General features: G+C 69.5%; 23 protein-coding genes. 15 read left to right on the forward strand and 8 right to left on the reverse strand.

Going from position 1 to position 23,794, the window contains the following annotated elements; translation table 11 throughout:
- Position 1: 1 nt before the first annotated feature.
- Complete coding sequence (locus ASD79_RS23810; RefSeq protein WP_056721147.1) at positions 2-283, reverse strand: hypothetical protein; 282 nt, start codon at positions 281-283, stop codon at positions 2-4.
- 93 nt (positions 284-376) lie between these two features.
- Here ASD79_RS23810 and trxB point away from each other — a divergent pair, with 93 nt between their 5' ends.
- Positions 377-1,384 (forward strand): thioredoxin-disulfide reductase, encoded by a 1,008-nt coding sequence (trxB, locus tag ASD79_RS10160; RefSeq protein ID WP_056721149.1) that lies wholly within the window; start codon positions 377-379, stop codon positions 1,382-1,384.
- A 171-nt stretch (positions 1,385-1,555) separates the two neighbouring features.
- Here trxB and ASD79_RS10165 read toward each other — a convergent pair whose 3' ends face one another.
- Complete coding sequence (locus tag ASD79_RS10165; protein WP_235524388.1) at positions 1,556-2,674, reverse strand: cell wall hydrolase; 1,119 nt, start codon at positions 2,672-2,674, stop codon at positions 1,556-1,558.
- A gap of 118 nt (positions 2,675-2,792) precedes the next feature.
- Positions 2,793-3,272, reverse strand: a complete 480-nt coding sequence (locus tag ASD79_RS10170; protein ID WP_056721153.1) for a Dps family protein — start codon at positions 3,270-3,272, stop codon at positions 2,793-2,795.
- A 126-nt stretch (positions 3,273-3,398) separates the two neighbouring features.
- On the opposite strand from ASD79_RS10170, the gene ASD79_RS10175 reads away from it, so the two are divergent.
- Entirely contained in the window at positions 3,399-5,747 is a 2,349-nt protein-coding gene (locus tag ASD79_RS10175) for a PAS domain-containing sensor histidine kinase (RefSeq protein ID WP_235524389.1), read from the forward strand.
- A gap of 4 nt (positions 5,748-5,751) precedes the next feature.
- The gene (locus ASD79_RS10180) at positions 5,752-6,489 is read left to right on the forward strand and encodes a haloacid dehalogenase type II (RefSeq protein WP_056721156.1); all 738 of its coding nucleotides are present in this window, start codon (positions 5,752-5,754) and stop codon (positions 6,487-6,489) included.
- 62 nt (positions 6,490-6,551) lie between these two features.
- Here the strand turns inward: ASD79_RS10180 and ASD79_RS10185 are convergent, their stop codons facing one another.
- Complete coding sequence (locus ASD79_RS10185) at positions 6,552-7,115, reverse strand: TetR/AcrR family transcriptional regulator (RefSeq protein WP_056721158.1); 564 nt, start codon at positions 7,113-7,115, stop codon at positions 6,552-6,554.
- 62 nt (positions 7,116-7,177) lie between these two features.
- On the opposite strand from ASD79_RS10185, the gene ASD79_RS10190 reads away from it, so the two are divergent.
- From ASD79_RS10190 to ASD79_RS10205, 4 genes are all read left to right on the forward strand, one after another.
- Entirely contained in the window at positions 7,178-8,224 is a 1,047-nt protein-coding gene (locus ASD79_RS10190; protein ID WP_235524391.1) for an NADP-dependent oxidoreductase, read from the forward strand.
- 36 nt (positions 8,225-8,260) lie between these two features.
- Entirely contained in the window at positions 8,261-9,127 is an 867-nt protein-coding gene (locus tag ASD79_RS10195; RefSeq protein ID WP_056721160.1) for an alpha/beta fold hydrolase, read from the forward strand.
- 242 nt (positions 9,128-9,369) lie between these two features.
- Positions 9,370-10,470, forward strand: a complete 1,101-nt coding sequence (gene nadA / locus ASD79_RS10200; protein WP_056721162.1) for a quinolinate synthase NadA — start codon at positions 9,370-9,372, stop codon at positions 10,468-10,470.
- Between the two features lie 143 nt (positions 10,471-10,613).
- Complete coding sequence (locus ASD79_RS10205) at positions 10,614-12,161, forward strand: L-aspartate oxidase (protein WP_056721164.1); 1,548 nt, start codon at positions 10,614-10,616, stop codon at positions 12,159-12,161.
- Here the strand turns inward: ASD79_RS10205 and ASD79_RS10210 are convergent.
- Positions 12,149-12,742, reverse strand: coding sequence for a hypothetical protein (locus ASD79_RS10210; RefSeq protein ID WP_056721166.1), 594 nt, complete (start codon positions 12,740-12,742; stop codon positions 12,149-12,151). The genes ASD79_RS10205 and ASD79_RS10210 overlap by 13 nt on opposite strands.
- Before the next feature lie 62 nt (positions 12,743-12,804).
- On the opposite strand from ASD79_RS10210, the gene ASD79_RS10215 reads away from it, so the two are divergent.
- The 5 genes from ASD79_RS10215 to ASD79_RS10235 all read left to right on the forward strand — a co-directional run bounded on the left by ASD79_RS10215 (position 12,805) and on the right by ASD79_RS10235 (position 16,327).
- Positions 12,805-13,467, forward strand: coding sequence for a TetR/AcrR family transcriptional regulator (locus ASD79_RS10215; RefSeq protein WP_082584871.1), 663 nt, complete (start codon positions 12,805-12,807; stop codon positions 13,465-13,467).
- Positions 13,428-14,306 (forward strand): carboxylating nicotinate-nucleotide diphosphorylase, encoded by an 879-nt coding sequence (nadC, locus tag ASD79_RS10220; protein ID WP_056721171.1) that lies wholly within the window; start codon positions 13,428-13,430, stop codon positions 14,304-14,306. Before ASD79_RS10215 ends, nadC begins: the two co-directional genes overlap by 40 nt.
- Before the next feature lie 78 nt (positions 14,307-14,384).
- Positions 14,385-15,062: a DUF4328 domain-containing protein gene (locus ASD79_RS10225; RefSeq protein ID WP_056721173.1), complete on the forward strand. Its 678-nt coding sequence runs from the start codon at positions 14,385-14,387 to the stop codon at positions 15,060-15,062.
- Between the two features lie 189 nt (positions 15,063-15,251).
- Positions 15,252-15,845: a PleD family two-component system response regulator gene (locus ASD79_RS10230; protein ID WP_056721176.1), complete on the forward strand. Its 594-nt coding sequence runs from the start codon at positions 15,252-15,254 to the stop codon at positions 15,843-15,845.
- 20 nt (positions 15,846-15,865) lie between these two features.
- On the forward strand, positions 15,866-16,327 hold the full coding sequence (locus ASD79_RS10235; RefSeq protein ID WP_235524392.1) for a hypothetical protein: 462 nt from the start codon (positions 15,866-15,868) through the stop codon (positions 16,325-16,327).
- Between the two features lie 178 nt (positions 16,328-16,505).
- Here the strand turns inward: ASD79_RS10235 and ASD79_RS10240 are convergent, their stop codons facing one another.
- The 3 genes from ASD79_RS10240 to ASD79_RS10250 all read right to left on the reverse strand — a co-directional run bounded on the left by ASD79_RS10240 (position 16,506) and on the right by ASD79_RS10250 (position 20,054).
- Positions 16,506-17,738 carry a hypothetical protein gene (locus ASD79_RS10240; RefSeq protein WP_056721181.1) on the reverse strand — a complete coding sequence of 411 codons (1,233 nt, stop codon included), beginning with the start codon at positions 17,736-17,738 and terminating at the stop codon, positions 16,506-16,508.
- An 86-nt stretch (positions 17,739-17,824) separates the two neighbouring features.
- Positions 17,825-19,111, reverse strand: a complete 1,287-nt coding sequence (locus tag ASD79_RS10245; protein ID WP_056721183.1) for a hypothetical protein — start codon at positions 19,109-19,111, stop codon at positions 17,825-17,827.
- Between the two features lie 352 nt (positions 19,112-19,463).
- A complete protein-coding gene (locus ASD79_RS10250; RefSeq protein ID WP_056721186.1) occupies positions 19,464-20,054 on the reverse strand; it encodes a GNAT family N-acetyltransferase in 591 nt (196 codons plus the stop codon).
- Between the two features lie 466 nt (positions 20,055-20,520).
- On the opposite strand from ASD79_RS10250, the gene ASD79_RS10255 reads away from it, so the two are divergent.
- The 3 genes from ASD79_RS10255 (at position 20,521) to ASD79_RS10265 (ending at position 23,633) form a co-directional block, all read left to right on the forward strand.
- Positions 20,521-21,522, forward strand: a complete 1,002-nt coding sequence (locus ASD79_RS10255) for a transporter (protein ID WP_056721188.1) — start codon at positions 20,521-20,523, stop codon at positions 21,520-21,522.
- Positions 21,523-21,609: 87 nt separating this feature from the next.
- Positions 21,610-22,242, forward strand: a complete 633-nt coding sequence (locus tag ASD79_RS10260) for a hypothetical protein (protein WP_056721190.1) — start codon at positions 21,610-21,612, stop codon at positions 22,240-22,242.
- Positions 22,243-22,325: 83 nt separating this feature from the next.
- Positions 22,326-23,633 carry an acyl-CoA dehydrogenase family protein gene (locus ASD79_RS10265; protein WP_056721192.1) on the forward strand — a complete coding sequence of 436 codons (1,308 nt, stop codon included), beginning with the start codon at positions 22,326-22,328 and terminating at the stop codon, positions 23,631-23,633.
- The last annotated feature ends 161 nt before the right edge of the window (positions 23,634-23,794 follow it).

The raw sequence follows: 23,794 nt of genomic DNA on the forward strand, positions 1-23,794 counted from the left end.
CTCAATCGCCTCCCCCACCGCCGCCGTCTCCGCCGCCGCCATCGCAGCTTCCGCTGTCCGAGTTGCTGGACTCGCAGTTGTCCGATCCGCTGTTGCTTCCAAAATCGAAGAAACCGCCGCCGGTGTCCCCACCGCCGCCGCCATCCGCCCCCGCGCGGGCTGACCGCGAACCGGGCGGCGACACCAGATGGCCCAGGAGGCCGCCGGCGGTCAGACCGGCGGCGACCGCGAAACCGGACAGGCCAAGGAGCCAGTCGGCCAGCCCGCCGACCAGCCCGCCCAACAGAATTCCCAATGGTGTTCCAGGACGCACGACACCCCCAAAAGTTCCCCGGCGCCATCGCGCCAAAGCGGAATCGGCCCTATATCTGCGATCATGTCGAGCCCCGAACCCCGCCACACCCGCTGCCTGATCATTGGATCGGGCCCCGCCGGCTACACCGCCGCCATCTATGCCGCCCGCGCGCTGCTCAAGCCCGTGCTGATCGCCGGCATCCAGCCCGGCGGCCAGCTGACCATCACGACCGACGTCGAGAACTATCCCGGCTTCGCCGACGTCATCCAGGGCCCCTGGCTGATGGACCAGATGAAGGCCCAGGCCGAGCATGTCGGCACCGAGTTCGTCAGCGACATCGTGCTGACGGCCGACCTGTCCAAGCGCCCGTTCCATCTCACCACCGACAGCGGCCAGGAATGGTTCGCCGAGACCCTGATCATCGCCACCGGCGCCCAGGCCAAGTGGCTGGGGCTGGAGAGCGAGAGCAAGTACCAGGGCTTCGGCGTTTCGGCCTGCGCCACCTGCGACGGCTTCTTCTACCGCAACAAGGAAGTGGTCGTGGTCGGCGGCGGCAACACCGCCGTCGAGGAGGCCCTGTTCCTGACCAGCTTCGCCAGCAAGGTCACCCTGGTGCACCGCAAGGACGAGCTGCGGGCCGAGATGATCCTGCAGGAACGCCTGCTGGCCAATCCGAAGATCGAGGTGATCTGGGACAGCGCCATCGACGAGGTGATCGGCGAGTCCAACCCCATGGGTGTGACCGGCGTGCGGCTGAAGAACGTCAAGACCGGCGCGACCCAGAACCTGGCCTGCGACGGCGTGTTCATCGCCATCGGCCACGCCCCGTCGTCGGAACTGTTCGCCGGCCAGCTCGAGGTCGGTCACGGCGGCTACCTGAAGGTCAAGCCGGGCACGACGGCCACCGCCGTGGCCGGCGTCTATGCGGCCGGCGACGTCACCGACGACGTCTACCGCCAGGCCGTCACCGCCGCCGGCATGGGCTGCATGGCCGCCCTGGAGGCCGTGCGCTTCCTGGCCGAGGAAGACCACGCCAAGGCCCACCACCCGATCAGCCACCACGAGGCGGAGAAGATCGGGGTTTGGTGATCCGATACACCAACTAGCCCCCACTTCCGCTCATCCCGGCGAATGCCGGGACCCAGATGGAATGGCTCTGGAGCTGACGCCAAAAGCGCCGAGCCGCTCCAATCATCCTCAACGCCATGGGATCTGGGTCCCGGCATTCGCCGGGATGAGCGGTGTTTTGGGCCCGCCCCCCTACCCCAACGGGCTCAGCAAACTCGGCGGCCGGGCCTTCGGCTTGGGCGGCGGCGGCGGCGGCTCGGGAGCGGCCGGCGCGGCGGCTGGCTGGGCCGGCGGGGCGGCGACCTCGGGCAGGGCCTCCAGCGCCTTGTTGATCTTGGCGATCTCCTCGGGGGTCGGCAGGCGGCGGCCGCCGCGCATCGCGGTCGGGTCGCCGGCCAGCGGGGCCAGGACCTCGACCACCCCGTCGGCGCCGACGATCCTGGCCGCCTCGCCGGTCGGGGCCGGAGCCATGCCCATGGCCTGGGCGGCGGCCAGGGTCTCGGCCTTGGCCTGGGCCAGGACGTCGGCCGGGGCCGCCTCCAGGGTGCGCGGATCGGCCCCCATCATGATCTCGGCCGAGACATCCTCGTGGGCCGAATAGCGGCCGCGGAACGCCGCCACCGCGCCCGACGGGCCGGTCCAGCGATAGAAGATGTGAGCGCCCACCGTCCTCAGCTTGACCAGGGTCGGGGCCCAGTACGGATAGACGTAGTTGGCGTGGTAGTGGGTGGCGGTGCCCACGTCCTTCATCACGAAGCCGGCCAGGGCCCGCCTGGCGATGATCCCGGCGTTGTCCCACGCGGTCGGGCTGATGGTCCGCGCCAGCGAGCCGTCGCAGGTGAAGCTGAACTGGCAGCCCGTGCCGCGCGCCGCGCCCTCGTAGACCACGCCGCAGATCGACTTGGGATAGCCGGGATGGCGCATGCGGTTGAGCACGGTCTGGGCCACGGCCTGCTGGCCGGCCACCGGCTCGTAGCCGGCCTCGAAATAGACCGCCTGGGTCAGGCAGCGCAGGGCCTTGTCGCGCTCAACGGCCGGGCCGCTGATCGTGAACGGCCGGGCGGCCTCGATCGCCAGCGGCGCCGACAGCTTGTAGTCGTTGATCCGCCGGGCGTCCTCGAAATCGGGGTCGCGGTCGGCCAGGCGGGGGATCAGGTGGATGTCCAGCCGCTCCCAGCCCCGGACGCGGCCCCAATAGTCCTTGTGCGGACGGGGATCGTGCCGGCGGGCCAGGGCCAGCATCGCCGGGTCCATGTCGGCCACGTAGCGGGCCAGGCCGGCGTCCGACAACGTTCCGGCGATCGTCGCCATGCCGCTGACCCGCCCCGCACCGCGCGGAACATGGTAGGCCGCACACGCGGCGAGGCCGCCGACGGCGACCAGCGCCGCGGCGGCCCTGACGGCCCGGGTTTGACCTGGAGTCGGCAGACTATTTTCCGCCGAGCGTCGAGCGGATCATCCAGGCGTGCTTCTCGTGAGCCGCCAGGCGCTGGGTGTAGAGATCGGCGGTGGCCTCGTCGCCCGCCTCGTCGGCCGCACCGAAGGCGGCGCGCAGGGTGGCGATCACGGTCTCGTTGTCGGTCAGCAGTTCCTTGAACATGCCTTCCCAGTCCTGCTCGGCGTCGCCGTCCTTGATGCTCGAAAGGTTGCCGAAGGCTGCGTAACCCTGAGGCGCCAGTTCGCCCAGGGCGCGGATGCGCTCGGCGATGGCGTCCAGCGCCGTCCATTCCTCGGTATACTGGCCTTCGAGCAGCACATGCAGCGCCTGGAAGTTGGGGCCGCGCACGTTCCAGTGATAGCCGTGGGTCTTCAGATACAGTGCGTAGCTGTCGGCCAGAACCTTGTTCAGGCCGGCGACGATGTCGGCTCGCTGTTTGGCGGTGAAGCCGGTGTTCAGGTTCGCGGCCATCGTCATCTCCCGTGTTGCGTGTCCTAGGTAAGCGTGTCCATGCTCATGGCAAGACGTATGTGCGCGTGGACCATGATGAAGACACAACAACCACTCGCAACAGGTCGCGGGCGCCTTTCGTCCGACGTGCTGAGCGCGTGGCTGGCGCCGACGGTTCCGCCGCCGGCCTGGAAGGCCGCCCTGGTGACCCTGGCCGCGATCGCCGTGGCGACGGGCCTGCGAATCGTCCTGCTGGGTCTGAACGGGGGCATCGGCGTCACCCAGGCCTTCTTCCCCGCGATGATCCTGGTCACGCTCTATGCCGGCTGGCGCTGGGGCTGCGGCCCGATCCTGGCCGGAACGGCGTTCGCCTGGTGGGTATGGGGCGGCAGCCGCGGCGAGGCGCTGGACGATGGCGAGGTCGCCACCCTGGTGCTGTTCCTGCTGTCCTCGGCCATCACCCTGGGGGTGGTCCAGTGGCTGCGCCTGGCCCTGGTCAACCTGGCCGAGGCCCGCCGTCTGCAGACCGAGGCCGAGGTCCGCCTGCAGGTGACCCAGAGCGCGGCCGGGGTCGGTCCCTGGGAGTGGGACGTCGACAAGAACGAGCTGCAGCTGTCGCCCGCCGCGCGCAAGAACCTGGGGGTTCCCCCCGAAGGGCCGATCGACCTGAACGCCTTGCTGGAGTCGGTCCATCCCGACGACCGCGCCATGCTGACGTCCCGCATCCGCGAGGCGGTCCGGGTGGGTCCGCGCTATGAGGTCGAGTACCGGCTGGCCAAGCACCCCGGCGGCGAACGGTGGATCCACGGCCGGGGCGAGGTGCTGCGCGACGAGCGCGGCCGCGCCACGCGCCTGCTCGGCGTCAATTTCGACGTCACCAAGCGCCGCCAGGCCGAAGAGAGCCTGCGCGAGAGCGAGGCGCGCTTCCGGTCCCTGGCCGACAGCGCCCCGGCCTTGATGTGGATCACCGGCGGCGACGGCCAGCGCGTCTTCGTCAACGCCGCCTATGTCGAGTTCGCCGGCGTGACCTATGACGAGGCCCTGGTGCTGGACTGGCGCTCGCGGCTGCACGCCGACGACCTGCCGGCGATCCTCAAGGCCCAGATCTCCGGCGAGGCCTCGCGGCGGCCGTTCAGCCTGGAAGGGCGCTACCTCCGGGCCGATGGCGAGATCCGCTGGCTGAAATCCTTCTCGCAGCCGCGCTACGCCCCGGGGCAGGTGTTCAACGGCTTCATCGGCATCGCCTTCGACGTCACCGACGCCAAGGAGGCCGAGGCCAAGCTGACCGGCCTCAACGAACTGCTGGCCGACCGCGTGCAGGAGGCGCTGTCGGAGCGCGACGCCGCCCAGGCCGCCTTGACCCAGTCGCAGAAGCTGGAGGCTATCGGCCAGCTGACCGGCGGGGTCGCCCACGACTTCAACAACCTGCTGACGGTGATCATCGGCGCGCTGGACGTGTTGCAGCGCAACCCCGCCGACGACGCGCGGCGCGAGCGGATGCTGAACGCGGCCCAGTCGGCGGCCCGCCGGGGCGAGAAGCTGACCCAGCACCTGCTGGCCTTCGCCCGCCGCCAGCCGCTGCATCCGGAAATCTGCCGGATCGACACCATGATCGCCGAAAGCGAAAGCCTGCTGCGCCGCGCCGTCGGCGAGGGCCTGGAGCTGCGCCTGGAGCTCAAGGCCGGCGACCGCACCACCCTCACCGATTCCGGCCAGTTCGAGGCCGCCCTGCTGAACCTGGTGGTCAACGCCCGCGACGCCACCCCGGCCGGCGGCGCGCTGACCGTGACCTCCGAAGGCGTCGACCTCATCACGCCGAAGGGCGACCTGCCGCCCGGCCGCTATCTGCGCGTCGCCGTCAGCGACACCGGAGCGGGCATGGACGCCGAGACCCTGGAGCGGGCCTTCGAGCCCTTCTACACCACCAAGCCGGTCGGCAAGGGCACGGGCCTGGGCCTGTCGCAGGTCTACGGCTTCGTGCGCCAGAGCGGCGGCGAGGTGACCATCGACTCCGTCGTCGGCGAAGGCACGACCGTGGCCATGCTGCTGCCGGTGCGCGAGGCCTTCACGCCGATCGAGGTGTTCACCGCCCAGCCGCCCGCCACCCGGGCCACCTCGCACGTGCTGCTGGTCGAGGACGACGTCGAGGTCGGCGACCTTATCGAGGCGATGGTTTGCGAGCTGGGCCACATGGTCAGCCGCGCGGCGACCGCCGACCAGGCCCTGGACATCACCCGCGCCGACCCGACCCTGGGCCTGGTGATCACCGACGTGATGATGCCCGGCGGCAAGAGCGGCGTCGACCTGGCCGTGATCCTGGCCCAGGAGCGGCCGGAACTGCCGATCCTGCTCAGCTCCGGCTATACCGGCCAGGAACTGGTCCGGGCCCACGAGACGCCCTGGCCCCTGCTGCGCAAGCCCTACGCCCTCGACGCCCTGGCCCAGGCCATGGCCGACGCCTGGGACCGGCGAGCGGGGTCGCGAGCGGCGGGCTGAACGCATGACCGCCCCCCGCAAGCCCCCCCGCAAGCCCAAGGTCCTGGCTTTCGACGTGTTCGGCACGGTCGTCGATTGGCGGTCGAGCATCGCCCGGGACTCGGCGACCTTCCTCGACCGGATCGGCCGCCGGGACATCGATCCGGCCGCCTTCGCGGACACCTGGCGCTTTCGCTATATCGGCGTGATGGCCGCCTTCACCGCGTCTGGCCGTGGCTTCGTGACGCTCGACGTGTTGCACCGCGAGATGCTCGACGAGGCGCTGCGCGCCGAGAACATCGATCCCTCGACGCTCGACGACGCGCTGCTCGATGACTGGAACCAGGCGTGGAGCCGGCTCGCGCCATGGCCGGATTCGGTGGCGGGACTGACCCGGCTGAAGGCCGGCTTTCCGATCGTCACGCTCACCAACGGCAATATCTCGCTGATGCTGGCGATGGCGCGTCAAGCTGGTCTGCCGTGGGACGCGCTGCTCGGCGCCGAGGTCACGCGCGCCTACAAACCCGATCCGCGCGCCTATCTGGGCACGGCGGAAGTGCTGGCGATCGCGCCGGAGGATCTGTGCCTGGTCGCCGCGCACCACAGCGACCTGGCCGCCGCGCGCGCCTGCGGCCTTTCGACGGCCTATGTCGATCGGCCCGACGAATATGGCGGACGCCCGGCCCCCGACGCCGACGCCGCGCAGGCGTGGGATTGGACGGCCGGCAGCTTGACCGAACTGGCCACGCGGTTGGGCTGCTGAGCGACGCTTGTTTTGGCGCGTTTCCTTCACGCGAACCGGTACCCACTTCGCTCGAAAACGCTCTAAGCCTTCGACGTCTCGCCCAGGCTTCCCTCGATCCAGGAGCGGGTCTCGTCGAGAATCTCGTCGGATAGCGCCGGATCGTCGATCGCCCTGGCCAGGACGACCGCGCCCACCATGGCCGCCCAGGCGCCGACGGCTTGACGGCGGGAAGCGGCCGCGCCCGGTTCGGCGATCGCCTTGGCCATGCGGTCGATCTGGGACCTGAAGCCTTCGGTCATGGCCAGCCGCGCGGCGGAGGTCTGGCGGCGGATGTCCGCGACCAGCGCGGCCGTCGGGCAACCGTCTCCGACACTGTCGCGATGCTGGGACGACAGGTAGGCGTTCAGGTAGGCGCCAAGGTCGCCCTGACCGTCGTCCTGGGCGGTGAAGATGTGGGCGATGGCCTGGGCGATCAGGTCATCCTTGGAGTCGAAATGGCCATAGAATCCCCCGTGGGTGAGGCCCGCGGCCTTCATCACCTCGGCCACGCTGACCGCCTCGAAACCCTTCTCCCGAAACAGCCGGCTGGCGGAGTCGAGGATTCTGAGGCGGTTGGCCTGCATCTGGTCTCGGCTGACCCTCATCCAAGAATTCTCCGTTTGCCCGGTTGACACATACATGACGATCATCATATTTGGCAACAATCATGATGACCGTCATGAATATGAGCGACTGGCAGGAGAACACCGTCGTGAAGGCCTTCATCCTCGATCGGTATGAGAAGAAGGGGGCGTTGCGCCTCGGCGACATGCCGCAGCCGAAGCTGGGGGATGACGAGGTCCTCGTCGAAGTCCACTCGGCCGGCGTCAATCTCCTGGATTCGAAGATCCGCGACGGCGAGTTCAAGCCGATCCTGCCCTATCGCCCGCCGTTCATCCTGGGGCATGACGTGGCCGGCACGGTCGTTCGCGTCGGTTCGGACGTCCGACGGTTCAAGCCGGGCGATGAAATCTATGCCCGGCCGCGCGATGGTCGGGTCGGGACATTCGCCGAATTCATCGCCATCAGCGAAGCCGACGTGGCGCTGAAGCCCAAGGCCCTCAGCATGGAGGAAGCCGCGTCCATCCCCCTGGTCGGGCTGACGGCCTGGCAGGTGCTGGTCGAGCGCGCCAAGCTCCAGAAGGGGCAGAAGGTGCTGATCCATGCCGGCTCCGGCGGGGTCGGCGCCTTCGCCATCCAGTTGGCCAAGCATCTGGGCGCGACGGTCGCCACGACGACGAGCACGGCCAACATCGACCTGGTCAGGGGCCTCGGGGCCGATGTCGTCATCGACTACAAGACGCAGGATTTCGCGAAAGTCCTGTCCGGCTACGACGTCGTCCTCAACAGTCTGGACGGCGACACGCTCCTGAAATCCCTCGACGTGTTGAAGCCCGGCGGCAAGCTGATCTCGATCTCGGGCCCGCCGGATCCCGATTTCGCCAGGGAGCAGGGCTTGAACTGGGTCCTGCGGCAGGTGCTGGGCCGGGTGAGCGCCGGGATCCGGAAGAAGGCCAAGGCCCGCCAGGTCAGCTATTCGTTCCTGTTCATGCGGGCGAGCGGCGAGCAACTGAGCCAGATCACCGCGCTGATCGAGGCCGGGATCATTCGTCCCGTGGTGGATCGGATCTTCCCGTTCGAAGCCACCAACGAGGCCCTGGCCTACATCGAAACCGGCCGAGCGAAGGGCAAGGTCGTCGTCAGGCTGAAGTGAGCCTGACGACGTCGCGACCAATCCGAGGAAACGATCGTGAACGCATCCCCTTCGCCGCCAGCCGGCCAGACAACAACGTGGAAAGACGCGCCGACCCAAATCGTCGACGTCGCGGGAACGACGCTGGCCTACCGCCGTCTCGGGGCCGCGACTGGCGTGCCCCTGGTCATGCTCAACCATTGGGGCGCGGTCCTGGACAACTTCGACCCGCGCATCGTCGACGGCCTGGCGGCGACCAGACCCGTGATCGCCGTGAACTATCGCGGCGTCGGCGCTTCGGGCGGCCAGGCGCCGCTGACGGTGGCGGAGATGGCCCGGGACGTGATCGCCCTGATCCGCGCGCTGGGCCTGCGGCAGGTCGATCTGCTCGGCTTTTCCCTCGGCGGTTTCGTGGCGCAGGACATCGTGCTGGAAGCGCCCGAACTGATCCGCAAGGTCATCCTGACCGGAACCGGCCCGGCCGGCGGCGCGGGCATCAAGAACGTCGGACGGGTGTCCTGGCCGCTGATCATCAAGGCCATGCTGACCTTCCAGGACCCGAAGGTCTATCTGTTCTTCACCTCGACCGCGAACGGTCGGCGCGCCGCCAAGGCCTTCCTGGCCCGGTTGACCGAGCGCGAGACGAACCGCGACAAGAAGGTCACGACGACCGCGTTTCTCCGGCAACTGAAAGCCATCGAAGCCTGGGGCAAGCAGGCGCCGCAGGATCTGGGGACGATCGACAAGCCCGTCCTGGTCGCCAATGGCGATCACGACATCATGGTCCCCAGCCGCAACTCGATCGACCTGGCGCGCCGTCTGCCCAACGCCGAACTCGTCCTCTACGAGGACGCCGGACACGGGGGCATCTTCCAGTATCAAGAGGCCTTCGCGCGCAAGGCGCTGGCCTTCCTGGACGCCTGACGCCGAGCGCGCGGCGAGGGCTTGCTCTCCACAGAGCCTATTGCCTGGCGACTACGGCCGCGCCGTGAATTTTCGCTCGGCGCTTTGCAATCCGCTCGCGAGGGTCTATATGTCTTTCATCCCTTTTGCTCAATTTCAGCAAAAGGGGCGACGCCGGAGCGGAGTTCCTTTCGAGGCCACCCTCGCTCCCGGCGTTTTTTGAGGCCCTGGAAATGCTCAGTTTGAGCATAAGAGAGGATCACATGGCTGACGGTTTCGCGCGCCCCCTCCCGGCGTCTTTGGCCTTCACCCCCGACGTCGAGGCCCAGACCGCCGCGATGTGGGACAAGGTCAAACACCATGTCACGCCCCTGGAATGGCGCCTGCACGCGCCGCTGATCGCCGAGATCAACCGGCTGAAGCGCGAGAAGAACGCCGTCATCCTGGCCCACAACTACATGACGCCCGAGATCTTCCATGGGGTCGGCGACTATGTCGGCGACAGCCTGGGCCTGGCCCGCGAGGCCGCCAAGAGCGACGCCGCCGTGATCATCCAGGCCGGCGTCCACTTCATGGCCGAGACCAGCAAGGTGCTGGCTCCCGACAAGCGGGTGCTGATCCCCGACCTGCTGGCCGGCTGCAGCCTGGCCTCCTCGATCACCGGCGCCGACGTGCGACTGATCAAGCAGCGCTATCCGGGCGTGCCGGTGGTCACCTATGTCAACACCACGGCCGACGTGAAGGCCGAGACCGACATCTGCTGCACCAGCGCCAACGCCGTGCAGGTGGTGGAGTGGGCGGCCCGCGAGTGGGGCGTCGACAAGGTCATCCTGATCCCCGACGAATACCTGGCCCGCAACGTCGCCCGCCAGACGAACGTCAAGATCATCGCCTGGGCCGGCCGCTGCGAGGTGCACGAGCGCTTCACGGCCGGCGACATCGCCGAGATGCGCGCGGCCTATCCCGGCGCCGAGATCCTGGCCCACCCCGAGTGCCCGACCGAGATCCTGGAAGCCGCCGACTTCGCCGGCTCGACCGCGGCGATGAACGACTATGTGGCGCTAAGGAAGCCCAAGCAGGTGGTGCTGATCACCGAATGCTCGATGGCCTCCAACGTCCAGGCGGAGTCGCCCGGCACCCAGTTCATCGGCCCCTGCAACCTGTGCCCGCACATGAAGCGGATCAGCCTGCGGAACATCCACGACGCCCTGGTCCACGACCGCTACGAGGTCACCGTCGATCCGGCCATCGCCGACCGCGCCCGCCTGGCCGTGCAGCGGATGATCGACCTGCCGCCGCCGGCCGTCCCGGCGCGGTACGACCTGGTCAAGGCCCGGCATCACGTGGATGTGGAACTGATCTAGAAATTCGTTTCCTTCCCCCCTTGCGGGGGAAGGTGGCCGCGAAGCGGTCGGATGGGGGGTGTCGGCGCGAACCTTTCGAGACCGGCGCCGACACCCCCACCCCAACCCCTCCCCGCAAGGGGGAGGGGCTCCGGAGTTGAAGCATGACCGACCGCATCACCTTCGACGGCCCCGTGATCCTCGGGGCGGGCCTGGCGGGCCTGACCGCCGCCCTCTCCGCGACGGATGGGGCCGCCGCGCCGCGCCAGGCGCTGGTGCTGTCGCCGACGCCGCTGGCCACCGGCTGCTCCAGCGCCTGGGCCCAGGGCGGCATGGCGGCGGCGTTGTCGGACGAGGACGCCCCGGCCCTGCACGCCGCCGACACCATGGCGGCCGGCGCCGGGCTCTGTGATCCCAAAGCGGTCGAGCTGCTGACCACCGAGGGTCCCGCCGCCGTCCGCGCCCTAGCCGCCCTGGGCGCGCCGTTCGACCGTAAAGCCGATGGGGAGTTCGTGCTGAGCCTCGAAGCGGCCCACGCCAAGGCCCGTGTCGCCCGGGTCGGCGGCGACGGGGCTGGCGCGGCGATCATGGCCGCCGTCATCGCCGCCGTCCGCGCCGCGCCCTCCATCGAGGTCCGCGAGAACGCCCGAGCCCGCCGACTGCTTCAGGACACGACGGGTCGCGTCGTCGGGCTGATTGCAGAGATCGACGGCAAGCTGGTCGAAATCCGCTGCGCCAGCGTGATCCTGGCCACCGGCGGGGTGGGCGGCCTCTACGCCGTCACCACGACCCCGGCCGAGGTCCGGGGCGAGGGCCTGGGCCTGGCCGCCCTGGCCGGGGCGGTAATCGCCGATCCGGAGTTCGTGCAGTTCCACCCCACGGCCATCGACATCGGCCGCGACCCCGCCCCCCTGGCCACCGAGGCCCTGCGCGGCGAGGGGGCGATTCTTCGCAACGCCCCCTTGGGCGACAAGGACGGCCGCGCCTTCATGGCCGACTACCACCCGGCCCGGGAACTGGCCCCGCGCGACGTGGTGGCCCGCGCCATCCACGCAGAGCGGGCGGCCGGTCGCGGCGCGTTCCTCGACGCCACGACAGCGGTCGGCGCGCATTTCCCGCACGAGTTCCCGGCCGTGTTCGCCGCCTGCATGAGCGCGGGGATCGACCCTCGCGTCCAGCCGATCCCGGTGACCCCGGCGGTGCACTACCACATGGGCGGCGTCGCCACCGACCTTGACGGGCGCACCAGCCTGCAAGGCCTGCTGGCGGCCGGCGAATGCGCCAGCACCGGCGTGCACGGCGCCAACCGCCTGGCCTCCAACAGCCTGCTGGAGGCGGCGGTGTTCGGGGCCCGGGCCGGCCGGGTCGCCCGCGAACTTAACCTTGGCGTTGAGCCGCCGCTGGCGGCCGCGCCCGCGCCGGACCTGCCCGACGCCGCCTTCCAGGCCCTGCGCCAGGCGATGAGCCGCGACGCCGGAGTGATCCGCGACGCCGACGGCCTGAACCGCCTGCTCACGGCGCTGGACGCCCTGGAAGACGCCAACGGTCTGGCCCCGACCCTGGTGGCCGCCCGCCTGATCGCCCGCGCCGCCCTGGCCCGCCAGGAAAGCCGCGGCGGCCATTTCCGCACCGATTTCCCGGCCACCGCCCTGGCCGAACGGACCTTCGTCACCCTGGAGGCGGCCGGCGCCCTTCGCCGTCAGGCGGCTTGAAGCCGGCGCCCGCGCAGGGCCCAGGCGGCCAGCTTCAGCGTCACCGCCAGGCCGACCAGGCTCAGCGCCGGGATCGCCAGCCAGGGCTTGGCCGCCAGGCGGCTGACATAGCTGTTGGTGAACACCAGCAGGATCATCAGCCCGCCCGTGACGTGCAGCGCTTTCCAACCCTTGCGCCCCAGGGCCCGCACGGCCGCGTCGTTCGAGGTCGCCGCCATGGCCGCGATCAGCAGGTAGGTGAAGCCGCCGGCATAGATCGTCACCTTGGGCAGCACGTGGTGGAAGACCAGGGCCAGGGTCAGGATGAAGCCCAGGTGCACGAAGTGGCAGGCCGCGAAGCCCAGCCCCACCGCCCGCCGCCGGCGCAGCAGCGTCGCGCGCCATCCGTCCGGCCACAGCGCGGCGAGCGCCGAGGCCGACCAGGCGGCGACGAACCACGGAAAGGCGAAGCGGGCCGTCAGGCGCGTGGCCTCCAGCGCGCCCTCGTGGCTCCAGCCGCCGCCGATCGCGAACCCCGTCGCGCCGACCGCCAAGGCGGCCAGGGCCGCGCCCCCCACCAGGGCGGGCGTGGAAATGCTCATGTTCGATCCTCTCGAGCGGTGCGCTTCCACACCTTTCATACCGACGGTATGATCGTCATACTATGAGTATGACGTCAAGCCCCCGCGCCGCGCCGCTGACCAATCGCCAGCGCCTGGTCGTCCACGCCCGCCGGCTGTTCGCCGAGAAGGGTTTCGCCGAGGTGTCGGTCGACGAGGTGGCCGCCGCCGCCGGTCTGACCAAGGGCGCGGTCTATTATCAGTTCAAGGACAAGACCGACCTGTTCCGCGCCGCCTGCGAGTCGGTGCTGGCCGACGTGCGCGACAAGGTCGACACCGCCACCATGGGCCAGTCGGCCCATCACCTGGACGAAATCGTCATCGGGGCCGACCGGCTGTACGACGCCTACGAGGCGCCGGACGCCCGGCGCCTGCTGCTGGTCGACGGCCTGACGGTGCTGGGGGTCGATGGCTGGACGGCGATGCAGGAGCCGGTCGGGATCGGCCTGATCGCCCACGCCCTGACCCACCTGGCCGAGGACGGCCGGCTGGAGCCGGACGTGGTGCCGGCCCTGGCCCACCTGATGTTCGGCGCCTTCGTCCAGGGGGTGCTGCGCATCGCCGCCGCCGCCGATCCGCAAGCCGCCAGCCGCGACGTCCGCCGCGCCACCCGCACATTGACCCAGGCGCTGTTCTCCGGCGCCGGCGCCCCGCTGAAGGAGCCCGCATGGCTGCCCCTCTCGCCTCCCTTGCCGCCCACCTCGTGACCCCCCTCCCCGACCTCCTCGTCCGCCCGATCGTCGACATGGCCCTGGCCGAGGATCTCGGCCGGGCCGGCGACATCACCGCCCAGGCCTGCATCGACGCCGACGCGCGCCTGTCGGTGGTCTGGGCCGCGCGGCAGGACGGCCGTGTCGCCGGCCTGTCCTGCGCCCGCCTGGCCCTGGCCGCCCTCGACCCGACCGCGAGCTTCGCGGTGGTGACGCCAGACGGCGCCGACGCCGCGCCGGGCGCGATCCTGGCCCGCGCGCAGGGCAACGCCCGCGCCGTGCTGGCCGCCGAGCGCACGGGCCTGAACCTGCTGGGCAAGCTGTCGGGCATCGCCACCCTGACCCGGGCCTATGTCCGCCTGGTGCAGGGCACGGGGGCGACCATCGTCGACACCCGCAAGACCACGCCCGGCCTGCGAGCCCTGGAGAAGTACGCCGTGCGCTGCGGCGGCGGCATCAACCACCGCTTCGGCCTGGACGACGCCATCCTGATCAAGGACAACCACGTCGCCGCCTGCGGCGGGGTCGGCGAAGCCGTCCGCCGGGCCCGCGCCTTCGCCGGCCACCTGGTCAAGGTCGAGGTCGAGGTCGACGGCCTGAACCAGCTGGAAGACGCCCTGCGGCACCGTCCCGACGTGGTCATGCTCGACAATTTCAGCCTCGACGACCTGAAGACCGCCGTCGCCCTGGCCAAGGGCCGGGCGGTGCTGGAGGCTTCCGGCGGCGTCAACCTGACCACCGTGCGCGCCATCGCCGAGACCGGGGTGGACGTCATCAGCGTCGGCGCCCTGACCCACTCGGCCCTGGTCCTGGACATCGGCCTGGACGCGGTATGAACCGCTCCGAGCGCCCTAAGGTTGTCCGCCGGCGCGAACACCCTTAGACGCGGATCGGGGTGTTTGGGGAACCGACCGATGGCGAAGAACAAGAAAGCCTATGTGGCGCGCGATCCGAGCGCCTTGGGCCGGATGGTCGTGGTCTGGCTCTACCTCCGGATCGCCTCATCGGTCGTCAGCCTGTTCACCGACCTCTTCCAGTTCCAGGCCCTGTCGCGGTTTCCTTCGGACACGCCGGTCTCGATGACGGAAACCCTGCCGGGCATGGAGACCGCGGACCTGGCCACCGGCCTGGGCAGCCTGCTGCTGCTGGTCACGCTGCTGGTCAGCGGCTTCCTGACGCTGAAGTGGATCTATCGCGTCACCATGAACAGCCACACCCTGGCCAGCGGCCTGAGGGTGTCGCCGCCATGGTCGATCGGCTGGTTCTTCGTGCCCTTCGCCAACCTCTACAAGCCGTTCCAGGCCATCAGCGACGCCTGGTCTGTCAGCCTCTCGCCGGAGTCCTGGCGGGCCCAGGACACGCCGTCCCTGCTGCGCTGGTGGTGGGGCCTGTGGCTCGTCGCCTCGTTCCTCGACAACGCCAGCTTCCGCCTGCAGCTACGCACCCACCAGGTCAGCGACGCGATGATCACGGCGGGCCTCGACGCCGTGAGCGACGCGCTCTGGATCCCGCTCTGCCTCGTGTTGATCCGGATCGTCCAGCGGCTCGGCGCCCAGCAGGCCGAGATGCTGCGCACGACGGCCTTCAGCTAGCGAGAGCATTTTCGAGCGAAGTGGATACCGGTTCGCGTGAAGAAAATGCGCAAGAACATAAACCTAGAGCCTCCCGGCCTGATGCAATCAGGTCGGGAGGCTCTAGGCGAGACAGCGGTTTCTTAACCGTCCCCCAGGCACAGAGTGGCGGCCGCCCAGCGTCCCGCCGGACGGCCGGAGCGTTCAGGGTTGCAGCCCAGTCAGCACATCAATCTCGACAAGGCTCGGGCGCTGATCGTCGACGACAACCACCAGTCGCTCGACCTGCTGGTCGGCGTGCTGACCAGCTTTGGCCTGCGCAACATCGTGCGCAAGGCCAGCGGCAAGGACGCCCAGGAAGAGCTGCGATATCATCCGGTCGACCTGATCCTGGCCAACGCCCAATTGCCTGAAATGGACGGCTACGACCTGATCCGCTGGCTGCGCCGCGAGGGCGACGAGGCCAGCCGCCAGACGCCGGCCATCATCGTCACCGCCCACACCCGCCGCGCCCACGTCGAGAAGGCCCGCGACTGCGGCGCCAACTTCATCATCACCAAGCCGATCTCGCCCGCCGTCATGCTGGAGCGCATCCTTTGGGTGGCCAGGAGCGACCGGCTGTTCATCGAGTGCGACGCCTATGCCGGCCCGGACCGTCGCTGGCGCAACGCCGGCCCGCCCATCGAATTCCCCGACGGCCGCCGCCGCGACGATCGGTCGATCGAACTGGGCGACGGCCAGGGCCAGGACATGAGCCAGGACGAGCTGGACCTGCTGATCAAGCCGCAGAGATCGCCGATATGAGCCAAGTCAAGAAAAGCCGCATGCGGCCCCGCCTCGGCCAGCTGATGGCCCAGAAGAGCGGCGGCATGTACGTGGCCGAGGCCCTGAAGCGCGCCGACGCCACGCTGGAGACCCTGCGCGAACCGTCGCTGACCGGGATCGACGGCTACATCGCCGCGCTCGACGCCCTGCTGGCCTCCGACGCCGGGGACCACGCCAGGATCGAAGGCCTGTACGCCCGCGCCGCCGACATCGTCAGCCTGTGCGGCGCCGAGCGCAACGCGGCGGTCCAGGTCGCCGCCCGCTCGCTGTGCGACCTGCTGGACGGGGCCGACGGCCTGACGCCCGCGGTCGTGGCCGGGATCAAGGTGCACGTCGCCTCGATCAAGCTGCTGCACCGCGCCGACGCCGACCCCGCCATGCACGACGTCATCCTGCAAGGCCTGGCCAGCGTGCTCGAGAAGCGGCAGGGCGAGAGCGGGGACAAGGCTCCGTCGGCCTAGGGCGCGTTGGCTTCCCTGAACCACCTTTGTCCGCTCATCCCGGCGAATGCCGGGACCCAGATGGGATGGCTTCGAGACTGACGCCAAGAGCGCTGAGCCCCTCCCGTCATCCACACCGCCATAGGATCTGGGTCCCGGCATTCGCCGGGATGAGCGGAGATTGGGAGTGTGACCCCCCCTAAGCCACCGACGAGATCGGCGCGCTGTCGGGGAAGGTCGACCAGTCATGCATCGGCAGGTGCAGGGACGGCAGGGAGGCGCTGCCGACCGGGACCTCGAGCAGGTCGGTCACGGCCGCGCCGGTCAGGAAGGGCGCCTCCTGGTCGATGCAGTGGTTCAGCTCGCGCCGGGTGCGCACGTCCGCCAGACCCTGCCAGACGTGCTTGCGGCGATAGGCCGGACCTTCGCGCATGAACCGGGTCACCGCCGCCAGCCTGACCTTCTCGCTGGCCTGGGGCAGGACCAGGGTCACGCTGCTGGCCAGGTCGGCGGGCAGGTCGTCGATCTGGAAGGCCGGGTCGCTGACCCGCAGGTCCAGCCGGCCGAAGAACGGGTCGAGGAAGCGCTTGACCTGCGACAGGGCCGAGAACGACGGCGCGCGCGGCGTGTCGTAGACAGCGGCGGCCAGGCGTCCGCGCAGGGCGCGCGGCAGGGCCTCCAGATGCGGCAGCAGGTCGGCGCGGGCGCTGGGCTTGACCATGGCCGAGAAGCTGATCGGAAGGAACATCAACCCCGCCTCCAGCTTGGCCAGGGCCGTCTTGGCCCCCAGCAGCGTGGGAATGTCGTCTTCCTGGCGGTCGGCGTCGGCGCGTGACGGCGTCAGGCCGAAGACGTCGGACACGCCGTCCTGGCGCCAGACCGCGACGCTGCCGATGAACACCTCGCGGGCGGTGTGATAGACGCCCCGATAGCCGACCCTGGCCGGGACGGAGGCCTGTTCGACGGGCGCCAGCTCCTCCATCGGCGGCGCGCCGCACACCGGTCCGCCCGGCGGCACGACCGAACTGACCTCGGTGGGGGTGATGCGGCAGACCCGGCCAACCAGCGAACCGTCGTCCTCGCCGTTCAGCAGGGCCTTGAGTTGCGCGCCGTGGATGCCGGCGAAGCGCATGACGTCGGTCTGGTCGCCCTCGAACATCAGCAGGGCGATGTCGCCCACGCCCTTGTCGCCGAACAGCTTGAACTGCAGGTCGCGGGCCAGGGCCTGCAGCTCGCGGGCGTCCAGCTGGGTGGCGCGCGGGTCGGCCAGCACGAAGGAGAACGGCGCGACCAGGCCGTAGCGGCGCGGCCACAGCCAGGTGGTTTCCAGATAAGCGCCCGCCACCTTGCCGACCAGGGTCGCCATGGTGTCGTTGTCGGCGAACCGCAGTTCGTCGCCCACGAAGACCTTGAGGCACGCAATCGCTGTCATGCCGCCACTATTACGCGGGCAAGGTTGATAAAGTAGGGCGCCACGCCGCGACTGACTGACGCAGCCTTAGGTGGTTTAGCTTGGGCTTACGCCACCTTTAGCGGTAGCTGCGCCGCGGGGGCGGCGCCGATCGGGCCGGCCATCATGTCGGTGATCCCGGGCCCCGAGACGTAGCGCAGGCCGGCGGCGCGGCAGGCTTCCAGCTCCTTGGCGTCGCGCACCCCCGCGACCCCTTGCCGAACCCCCTTCGCGCGGCAGGCTCCCTGGCTCGACGCGAACCTGGCGATGGCTTCGATGCGCAGGCGCGGCTCTTCGTCCGGCAGCGACAGGGTGATGCTGGTGGCCAGCTCGCCCGGCAGGGTGGCGACCGGGAAGTTCGGCTCGGTGATGTTGAGGTCGATGAAGGCGAAGCTCGGCTGCAGGAAGGCGCGGATCTGGCTGAGCAGGCCCAGCGACGGCTCGCGGGGGGTGTCGTAGATCGTCGCGCCCAGCCGGCCGTGCAGGGCCATGGGATAGCGCGACAGGCGGCGCTTGTAGGCCTCCTGCGAGGCGGGGTTGGTCAGGTTCCAGAAGCTGAACGGCACGAACAGCATCCCCGCGTCACCCGCTTTCGCGAAGGCGGCCTGGGCGTCGTTCAGGCAGTTGAGGTCGCGGGTCAGCAGGGCGGCGTCGTCGGTGGGCCGCGCGGCGTCCAGGTCGGCGCGCAGGCCGATGGCGGCCCCGACGAAGGATTCCGACGGCGGATGGTAGAGACCCCACCAGCCCGTGGCGGGCGGCGGCGGCGGCTTGACCGGAGCGGAGGCCGGGGCCGGAGGCCTGGCGGCGGCTTTGGCGGGCACGGCCTTGGCGGGGACGGCTTGAGCAGGAGCGGCCTGGGTCGGGGCGGCCTGGACCGGGGCGGCGTCCTTGGCGACGACCGGAGCCTGCACGGCCGGCGCGGTCTCGGCCTGGGCGCTGGGGACGGCGCGGATCTCTTCGGCGGTGATCACCTGGACGTGGCCGGGCGGACCGTCATAGCCCCGGCCGGCGATCAGCCCGGCCAGTTGCGCCTGCGACAGGCTGGCGAACTGCAGCACGGCGCTCTCGTCGCCCTCGAAGGTCATCAGGCACACCTGGCCAGCGGCCTTTCCGGGAAACAGCGTGGCCTCCAGCTCGACCGCCAAGGCCTGCATCTCGACCGGATCCAGCCGCTCGGCGCGGCTGTCGGCCAGCACGAAGGCCAGGGGCGCGACGGCTCCATAGCGACGCGGCGCCTTCCAGCGATGCTTAAGGTACAGGTCGGCGGCGGCCTCCACCTGGGAGGCCAGGACGCCCCGACCGGGCTCGGGAGCGATCCCGGCGACCAGAATTCTCAAGCAGGCGATAGCGGTCATGGAGCCGAAACCTACAGGCGAAGGCTTGGCGAAGTCTTTACGGGGAAATGGAAAACGCGATCTTTACCTCGAAGATCGGCGGTCTTCAGAAATCGCGACGATGGGGCGGAGGGCGGCGCCACTAGGCGCCGTGGACAGCGGGCGGTGCAGCTGCTTTCGGCGATGGCCCTGCGTCCTTCGAGGCTTCGCTACGCTACGCACCTCAGGATGAGGAAAGCAGCACAAAGCTCCTCATCCTGAGGCGCCCTCCAAGGGAGGGCCTCGAAGGACGCAGGGCGCTTCCCGATCTCGACCATCCACACATCCTGAAGCATTCGCCGGGATGAGCGGACTTATGGATCAGGCTGAACGCCTAGACGAAGGTCTCCATCAGGCGGAAATCCAGCCGCTGCTTGACGCCCGGCCAGTCGGCGTCGGTGATCGAGAACACGGCGGTGTCGCGCACGTGGCCGGTCCAGGTGATCTTGTGGTTGCGCAGCACGCCGTCCTTGTCGGCGCCCAGCTTCTCGACCGCCGCCTGGCTGCGGGCGTTGCGGACGTCGACCATGAACTCCACCCGGATGGCTCCGGCGTTGAAGGCGTGGCCCAGCAGCAGGAGCTTGGATTCCGGATTGATCGGGCCCGAGCGGGCGTCGGGGTGCAGGAAGGTCGAGCCGACCTCCAGGCTCTTGTGCAGCTTGCGGATGTTCAGATAGCTGGACGTGCCGACCACCTTGCCGTCGCTCAGCCGGCGGATGGCGAAGCCGATGCGCTCGCCGCGCTCGGTCTCGCCCTTCAGCGCGCCCCACCAGTCGGCGAAACCCTCGCCGCAGCCGTTGGTCGACATGATCTCCCAGCTCTCGGGGTCGCAGTCGATCGCCGCCTTCAGCTCGTCGCGAAGATCAGCGGTGATCGGTTCCAGCCGCACATAGCGGCCTTCGAGGGGGCGAATCTGGATGTTCATGAGCCGTAGAATGGCCCTTCCGGACGGTTCGACGCAAGGCGCTCAAGTCGGCGAGGTCGCGAGGCCCGCGACGCTGCATCGCAACACAGCTCTTGAAATGACAACGTTGTCATGTATATTGGCGGGCATCGGAGGCGCTCGACGCCGCCCTATTTCACAGACGGATTTCCCATGTTCAGCCTCATCGTCCTGACGATCTCGGCCATCAAGGCCTCGCGCGCCGCGGCCTAAGGCCAAAAGCGACCAGATCGCCGCCCCTTTCGGGGAGCGGCTTCGAGAAAGCCCGCGAACCCGGTTCGCGGGCTTTTCTCGTTTTGCACCGCAGCACGACAGCCTCACCTCGGCGCGCGACGACTGCTGACAGAAACTGACACACCGGCGCCGCAAGTTCCGGGCGGCCGCGGCGGCGCGCGCGGCCTAAAGGACGGTCCGACGGTTGATCGGATCGCAACGGGGAGCAGGAACCATGAGATCAAATCCGCGACGGGCCGGCCATGGCGCCTGGCCCACGGCGCTTGTGGCCGCGCTGATCGCCGCCGCCGCCCTTCCCGCCCATGCGTCCGATGCGACGCCCGGCCGGCAAGCCCTGGACGAGGCCTGGTGGACCGGACCGCTGCTGGCCTCGGGCGCCTCGACCCTGCCCAAGGGCCGCATGCTGATCGAGCCCTATCTCTACGACGCCAAGCCGTATGGCGTGATCGACGACAAGGGCAAGCGCCACGGCGCGCCGGGCGCCGACAACTGGGGCTCGCAGACCTATCTCCTGTATGGCGTCACCGACACCTTCACCGCCGGCCTCATTCCCCGTTTCGGCTATCGCCGGGCCGGCGGCCGGTCGAGTTCGGGCGTCCAGGTCGGCGACCTGACCGTCCAGGGCCAGGTCCGCCTGACCCAGTACAAGGCCGGCGGCCGCACCCCGACGATCTCGCTGGTCGTGCAGGAAACCCTGCCCCTCGGCCGCCACGACCGGCTCGACGGCCGCCCCAACGACGGCTTCGGCAGCGGCGCCTACGCCACCTCGGTGGGCGTCAATTCCCAGACCTATTTCTGGACGCCAAACGGCCGGATCCTGCGCACGCGCCTGAACCTGGCCTATACGCGCTCGGGCCGCGCCGACGTGCGCGACACCAGCGTCTACGGCACCCCGACGGGCTTTTCGGGCCAGGCCAGGCCGGGCGACTCGTTCAACGTCGACCTGGCCTTCGAATACAGCATTACCCAGAAGTGGGTGGCGGCGATGGACATCGGCTACCAGCGTGACGCCGCCACCCGCGTCTCCGGCGTCGACGGAGCCGGAGACGCCTTCGACCGCCGCTCGCCGGTCAGCCAGGCGCTGATCCTGGCCCCGGCGATCGAATACAATATCAGCCCCGCCCTCGGCGTGATCGCCGGCGCCCGGATCATCCCGGCCGGTCGCAACACCACCGCCTCGGTGACTCCGGTGATCGCGGTGAACTACGTGCTGTAGGGGCGGCGGCCCGCCCGCCGGGGCGCTTTGCCGGAACGGGCTGGTCCCGTAGATAGAGGGCGTTCCGCCTGCGACCGAGCGCCCGTGATGACCGACGCCCCGAATCCCGACAGTTCGCCCTTCGCCGAGTTCGGTGTCCTGGCCCCGCTCTTCGAGGGGACGCGCTACCTCACCTTTCTCAAGCTGAGCCACCAGCCGCGGAACGATGTCGCCGCCTTGAAGACGATCGTCGAGGCCGACGCGTCCAGCCTGGAAGCGGACATCACGGCCTTGCTTTCGCCCGTCCACGGCTGGCGGCCGCAGGTTGTCGGAGCCAGCGCGGCGATCGCGGTCGGCGCCCCGTCGAAGGCGATGATCCAGGCCCTGTGGGCGGCGCTGGACGAACCCAGCTGGGCGTCCCCGCAACTGGCCGTGGCCGCCTTCCTGCTCGACCCCGATTTCGTCTCCCGGGCCCGGCGAAGGATCGAGGCCCTGTGCGTCGTCGATCCGGTTCAATGGCGACGCCAGCATCCCGACACCACGATGCGCGCCGGCCCCGACGCCAAGCAGTTGGCGGCGATGATCGCGCTTTGTCGTCAGCACGGCGGCCTGGCATGGCTGGACGACCTCGTCGCCCGCCCCGAGACACAGGCGGTGCTGGCCACCGATCGCGACAGGAGCGGCGACATCGCGACCGCCTGGCTGGCCAAGGCCAGGCATTGGTTGTCGCCGGCCGCCTGACCCCGCTTGCCGTCCGCGTCACTTCGGTGCTAGAAAGCTTTCAAACAAGTGTTTGACAGCGACATAACGGGATCGGGAACGCCATGGATTTCGAAATCTCCGCCACGCAGCGCAGCTTCCTCGACCGCGTCACCGCGTTCATGGAAGAGCACATCGTCCCGGCCGTCCCGCGCTACGACGCCGAGATGAACGTGCTGGGGGCCGAGCGCTGGAAAGTCGTCCAGGTCGTCGAGGAGCTGAAGGCCAAGGCCAAGGCCGCCGGGCTGTGGAACTTCTTCATGCCGCCGCACAGCGGCCAGACCCACGTCGACGACAGCTTCCAGTTCGAAGGCGTGCAGCTGACCAACCTGGAATACAGCCTGATCGCCGAACAGCTGGGCAAGATCGGCTTCGCCTCGGAGGTCTTCAACTGCTCGGCGCCCGACACCGGCAACATGGAAGTGCTGATGCGCTACGGCACGCTGGAGCAGAAGGAGCGCTGGCTGCGCCCGCTGATGAACGGCGAGATCCGCTCGGCCTTCCTGATGACCGAGCCGGCGGTGGCCAGCTCGGACGCCACCAATATCGAGACCCGCATCGAGCGCGACGGCGACCACTATGTGATCAACGGCCGCAAGTGGTGGAGCTCGGGCGTCGGCGATCCGCGCTGCAAGATCGCCATCGTCATGGGCAAGACCGACCCCGACAACGCCAGCCGCCACGCCCAGCAGAGCCAGGTGCTGGTGCCGATGGACGCCCCCGGCATCGAGATCGTCCGCATGCTGCCGGTGTTCGGCTATGACGACGCCCCGCACGGCCACGCCGAGGTGATCCTCAAGAACGTCCGCGTGCCGGTCGAGGACGGCCTGCTGCTGGGCGAGGGTCGCGGCTTCGAGATCGCCCAGGGCCGGCTTGGCCCCGGCCGCATCCACCACTGCATGCGCACCATCGGCGCCGCCGAGGTGGCGCTGGAAAAGATGGTCAAGCGCCTGATGAGCCGCAAGGCGTTCGGCAAGTACATCTCCGACCACTCGGTATGGGAAGAGCGCGTCGCCGAGGCCCGCATCAACATCGAGATGTGCCGCCTGCTGTGCCTGAAGGCCGCCGACATGATGGACAAGGCCGGCAACAAGTCGGCCCGCCTGGAGATCGCGATGATCAAGGTCGCCGCCCCGCGCCTGGCCCTGAAGATCATCGACGACGCCATCCAGGCCCACGGCGGCGGCGGCGTCACCACCGACTTCGGCCTGGCCAAGGCCTATGCCGGCATCCGCACCCTGCGCCTGGCCGACGGCCCGGACGAGGTCCACGAGCGCACCATCGCCCGCATGGAATACGGCAAGTACGGCGACCTGGCCTACCAGCAGAAGGTCGAGCGCGAAGCGGCGCGGGAAGTGGCGGGGATCCGCTGACACTCAATCACGTGTGACCACAGGAAAGGCCTCCCAGCGTAAGCTGGGAGGCCTTTTTCTTACCCCCTTCCCCCTTGATGGGGGAAGGGTTGGGGATGGGGGTGACTTCGGCGGCGGCCGTGCGAGAAACGCTGCGCGTTCACCCCCATCCGACCTGCTTC

It is taken from the genome of Caulobacter sp. Root655, assembly GCF_001427665.1.
Classification (GTDB): Bacteria; Pseudomonadota; Alphaproteobacteria; order Caulobacterales; family Caulobacteraceae; genus Caulobacter.

Coding starts and splice junctions, on each gene's coding strand:
- ASD79_RS10185 (WP_056721158.1), bottom strand. CDS start 7,115: ATGAGGGTCAGCCGAGACCAGATGCAGGCCAACCGCCTCAGAATCCTC.
- ASD79_RS10250 (WP_056721186.1), bottom strand. CDS start 20,054: ATGAACATCCAGATTCGCCCCCTCGAAGGCCGCTATGTGCGGCTGGAA.
- ASD79_RS10255 (WP_056721188.1), top strand. CDS start 20,521: ATGAGATCAAATCCGCGACGGGCCGGCCATGGCGCCTGGCCCACGGCG.
- ASD79_RS10245 (WP_056721183.1), bottom strand. CDS start 19,111: ATGACCGCTATCGCCTGCTTGAGAATTCTGGTCGCCGGGATCGCTCCC.
- ASD79_RS10205 (WP_056721164.1), top strand. CDS start 10,614: ATGACCGACCGCATCACCTTCGACGGCCCCGTGATCCTCGGGGCGGGC.
- ASD79_RS10180 (WP_056721156.1), top strand. CDS start 5,752: ATGACCGCCCCCCGCAAGCCCCCCCGCAAGCCCAAGGTCCTGGCTTTC.
- ASD79_RS10260 (WP_056721190.1), top strand. CDS start 21,610: ATGACCGACGCCCCGAATCCCGACAGTTCGCCCTTCGCCGAGTTCGGT.
- trxB (WP_056721149.1), top strand. CDS start 377: ATGTCGAGCCCCGAACCCCGCCACACCCGCTGCCTGATCATTGGATCG.
- ASD79_RS10210 (WP_056721166.1), bottom strand. CDS start 12,742: ATGAGCATTTCCACGCCCGCCCTGGTGGGGGGCGCGGCCCTGGCCGCC.
- ASD79_RS10170 (WP_056721153.1), bottom strand. CDS start 3,272: ATGGCCGCGAACCTGAACACCGGCTTCACCGCCAAACAGCGAGCCGAC.
- ASD79_RS10240 (WP_056721181.1), bottom strand. CDS start 17,738: ATGACAGCGATTGCGTGCCTCAAGGTCTTCGTGGGCGACGAACTGCGG.
- ASD79_RS10225 (WP_056721173.1), top strand. CDS start 14,385: ATGGCGAAGAACAAGAAAGCCTATGTGGCGCGCGATCCGAGCGCCTTG.
- ASD79_RS10190 (WP_235524391.1), top strand. CDS start 7,178: ATGATGACCGTCATGAATATGAGCGACTGGCAGGAGAACACCGTCGTG.
- nadC (WP_056721171.1), top strand. CDS start 13,428: ATGGCTGCCCCTCTCGCCTCCCTTGCCGCCCACCTCGTGACCCCCCTC.
- ASD79_RS10165 (WP_235524388.1), bottom strand. CDS start 2,674: ATGGCGACGATCGCCGGAACGTTGTCGGACGCCGGCCTGGCCCGCTAC.
- ASD79_RS10265 (WP_056721192.1), top strand. CDS start 22,326: ATGGATTTCGAAATCTCCGCCACGCAGCGCAGCTTCCTCGACCGCGTC.
- ASD79_RS10235 (WP_235524392.1), top strand. CDS start 15,866: ATGCGGCCCCGCCTCGGCCAGCTGATGGCCCAGAAGAGCGGCGGCATG.
- nadA (WP_056721162.1), top strand. CDS start 9,370: ATGGCTGACGGTTTCGCGCGCCCCCTCCCGGCGTCTTTGGCCTTCACC.
- ASD79_RS10215 (WP_082584871.1), top strand. CDS start 12,805: ATGAGTATGACGTCAAGCCCCCGCGCCGCGCCGCTGACCAATCGCCAG.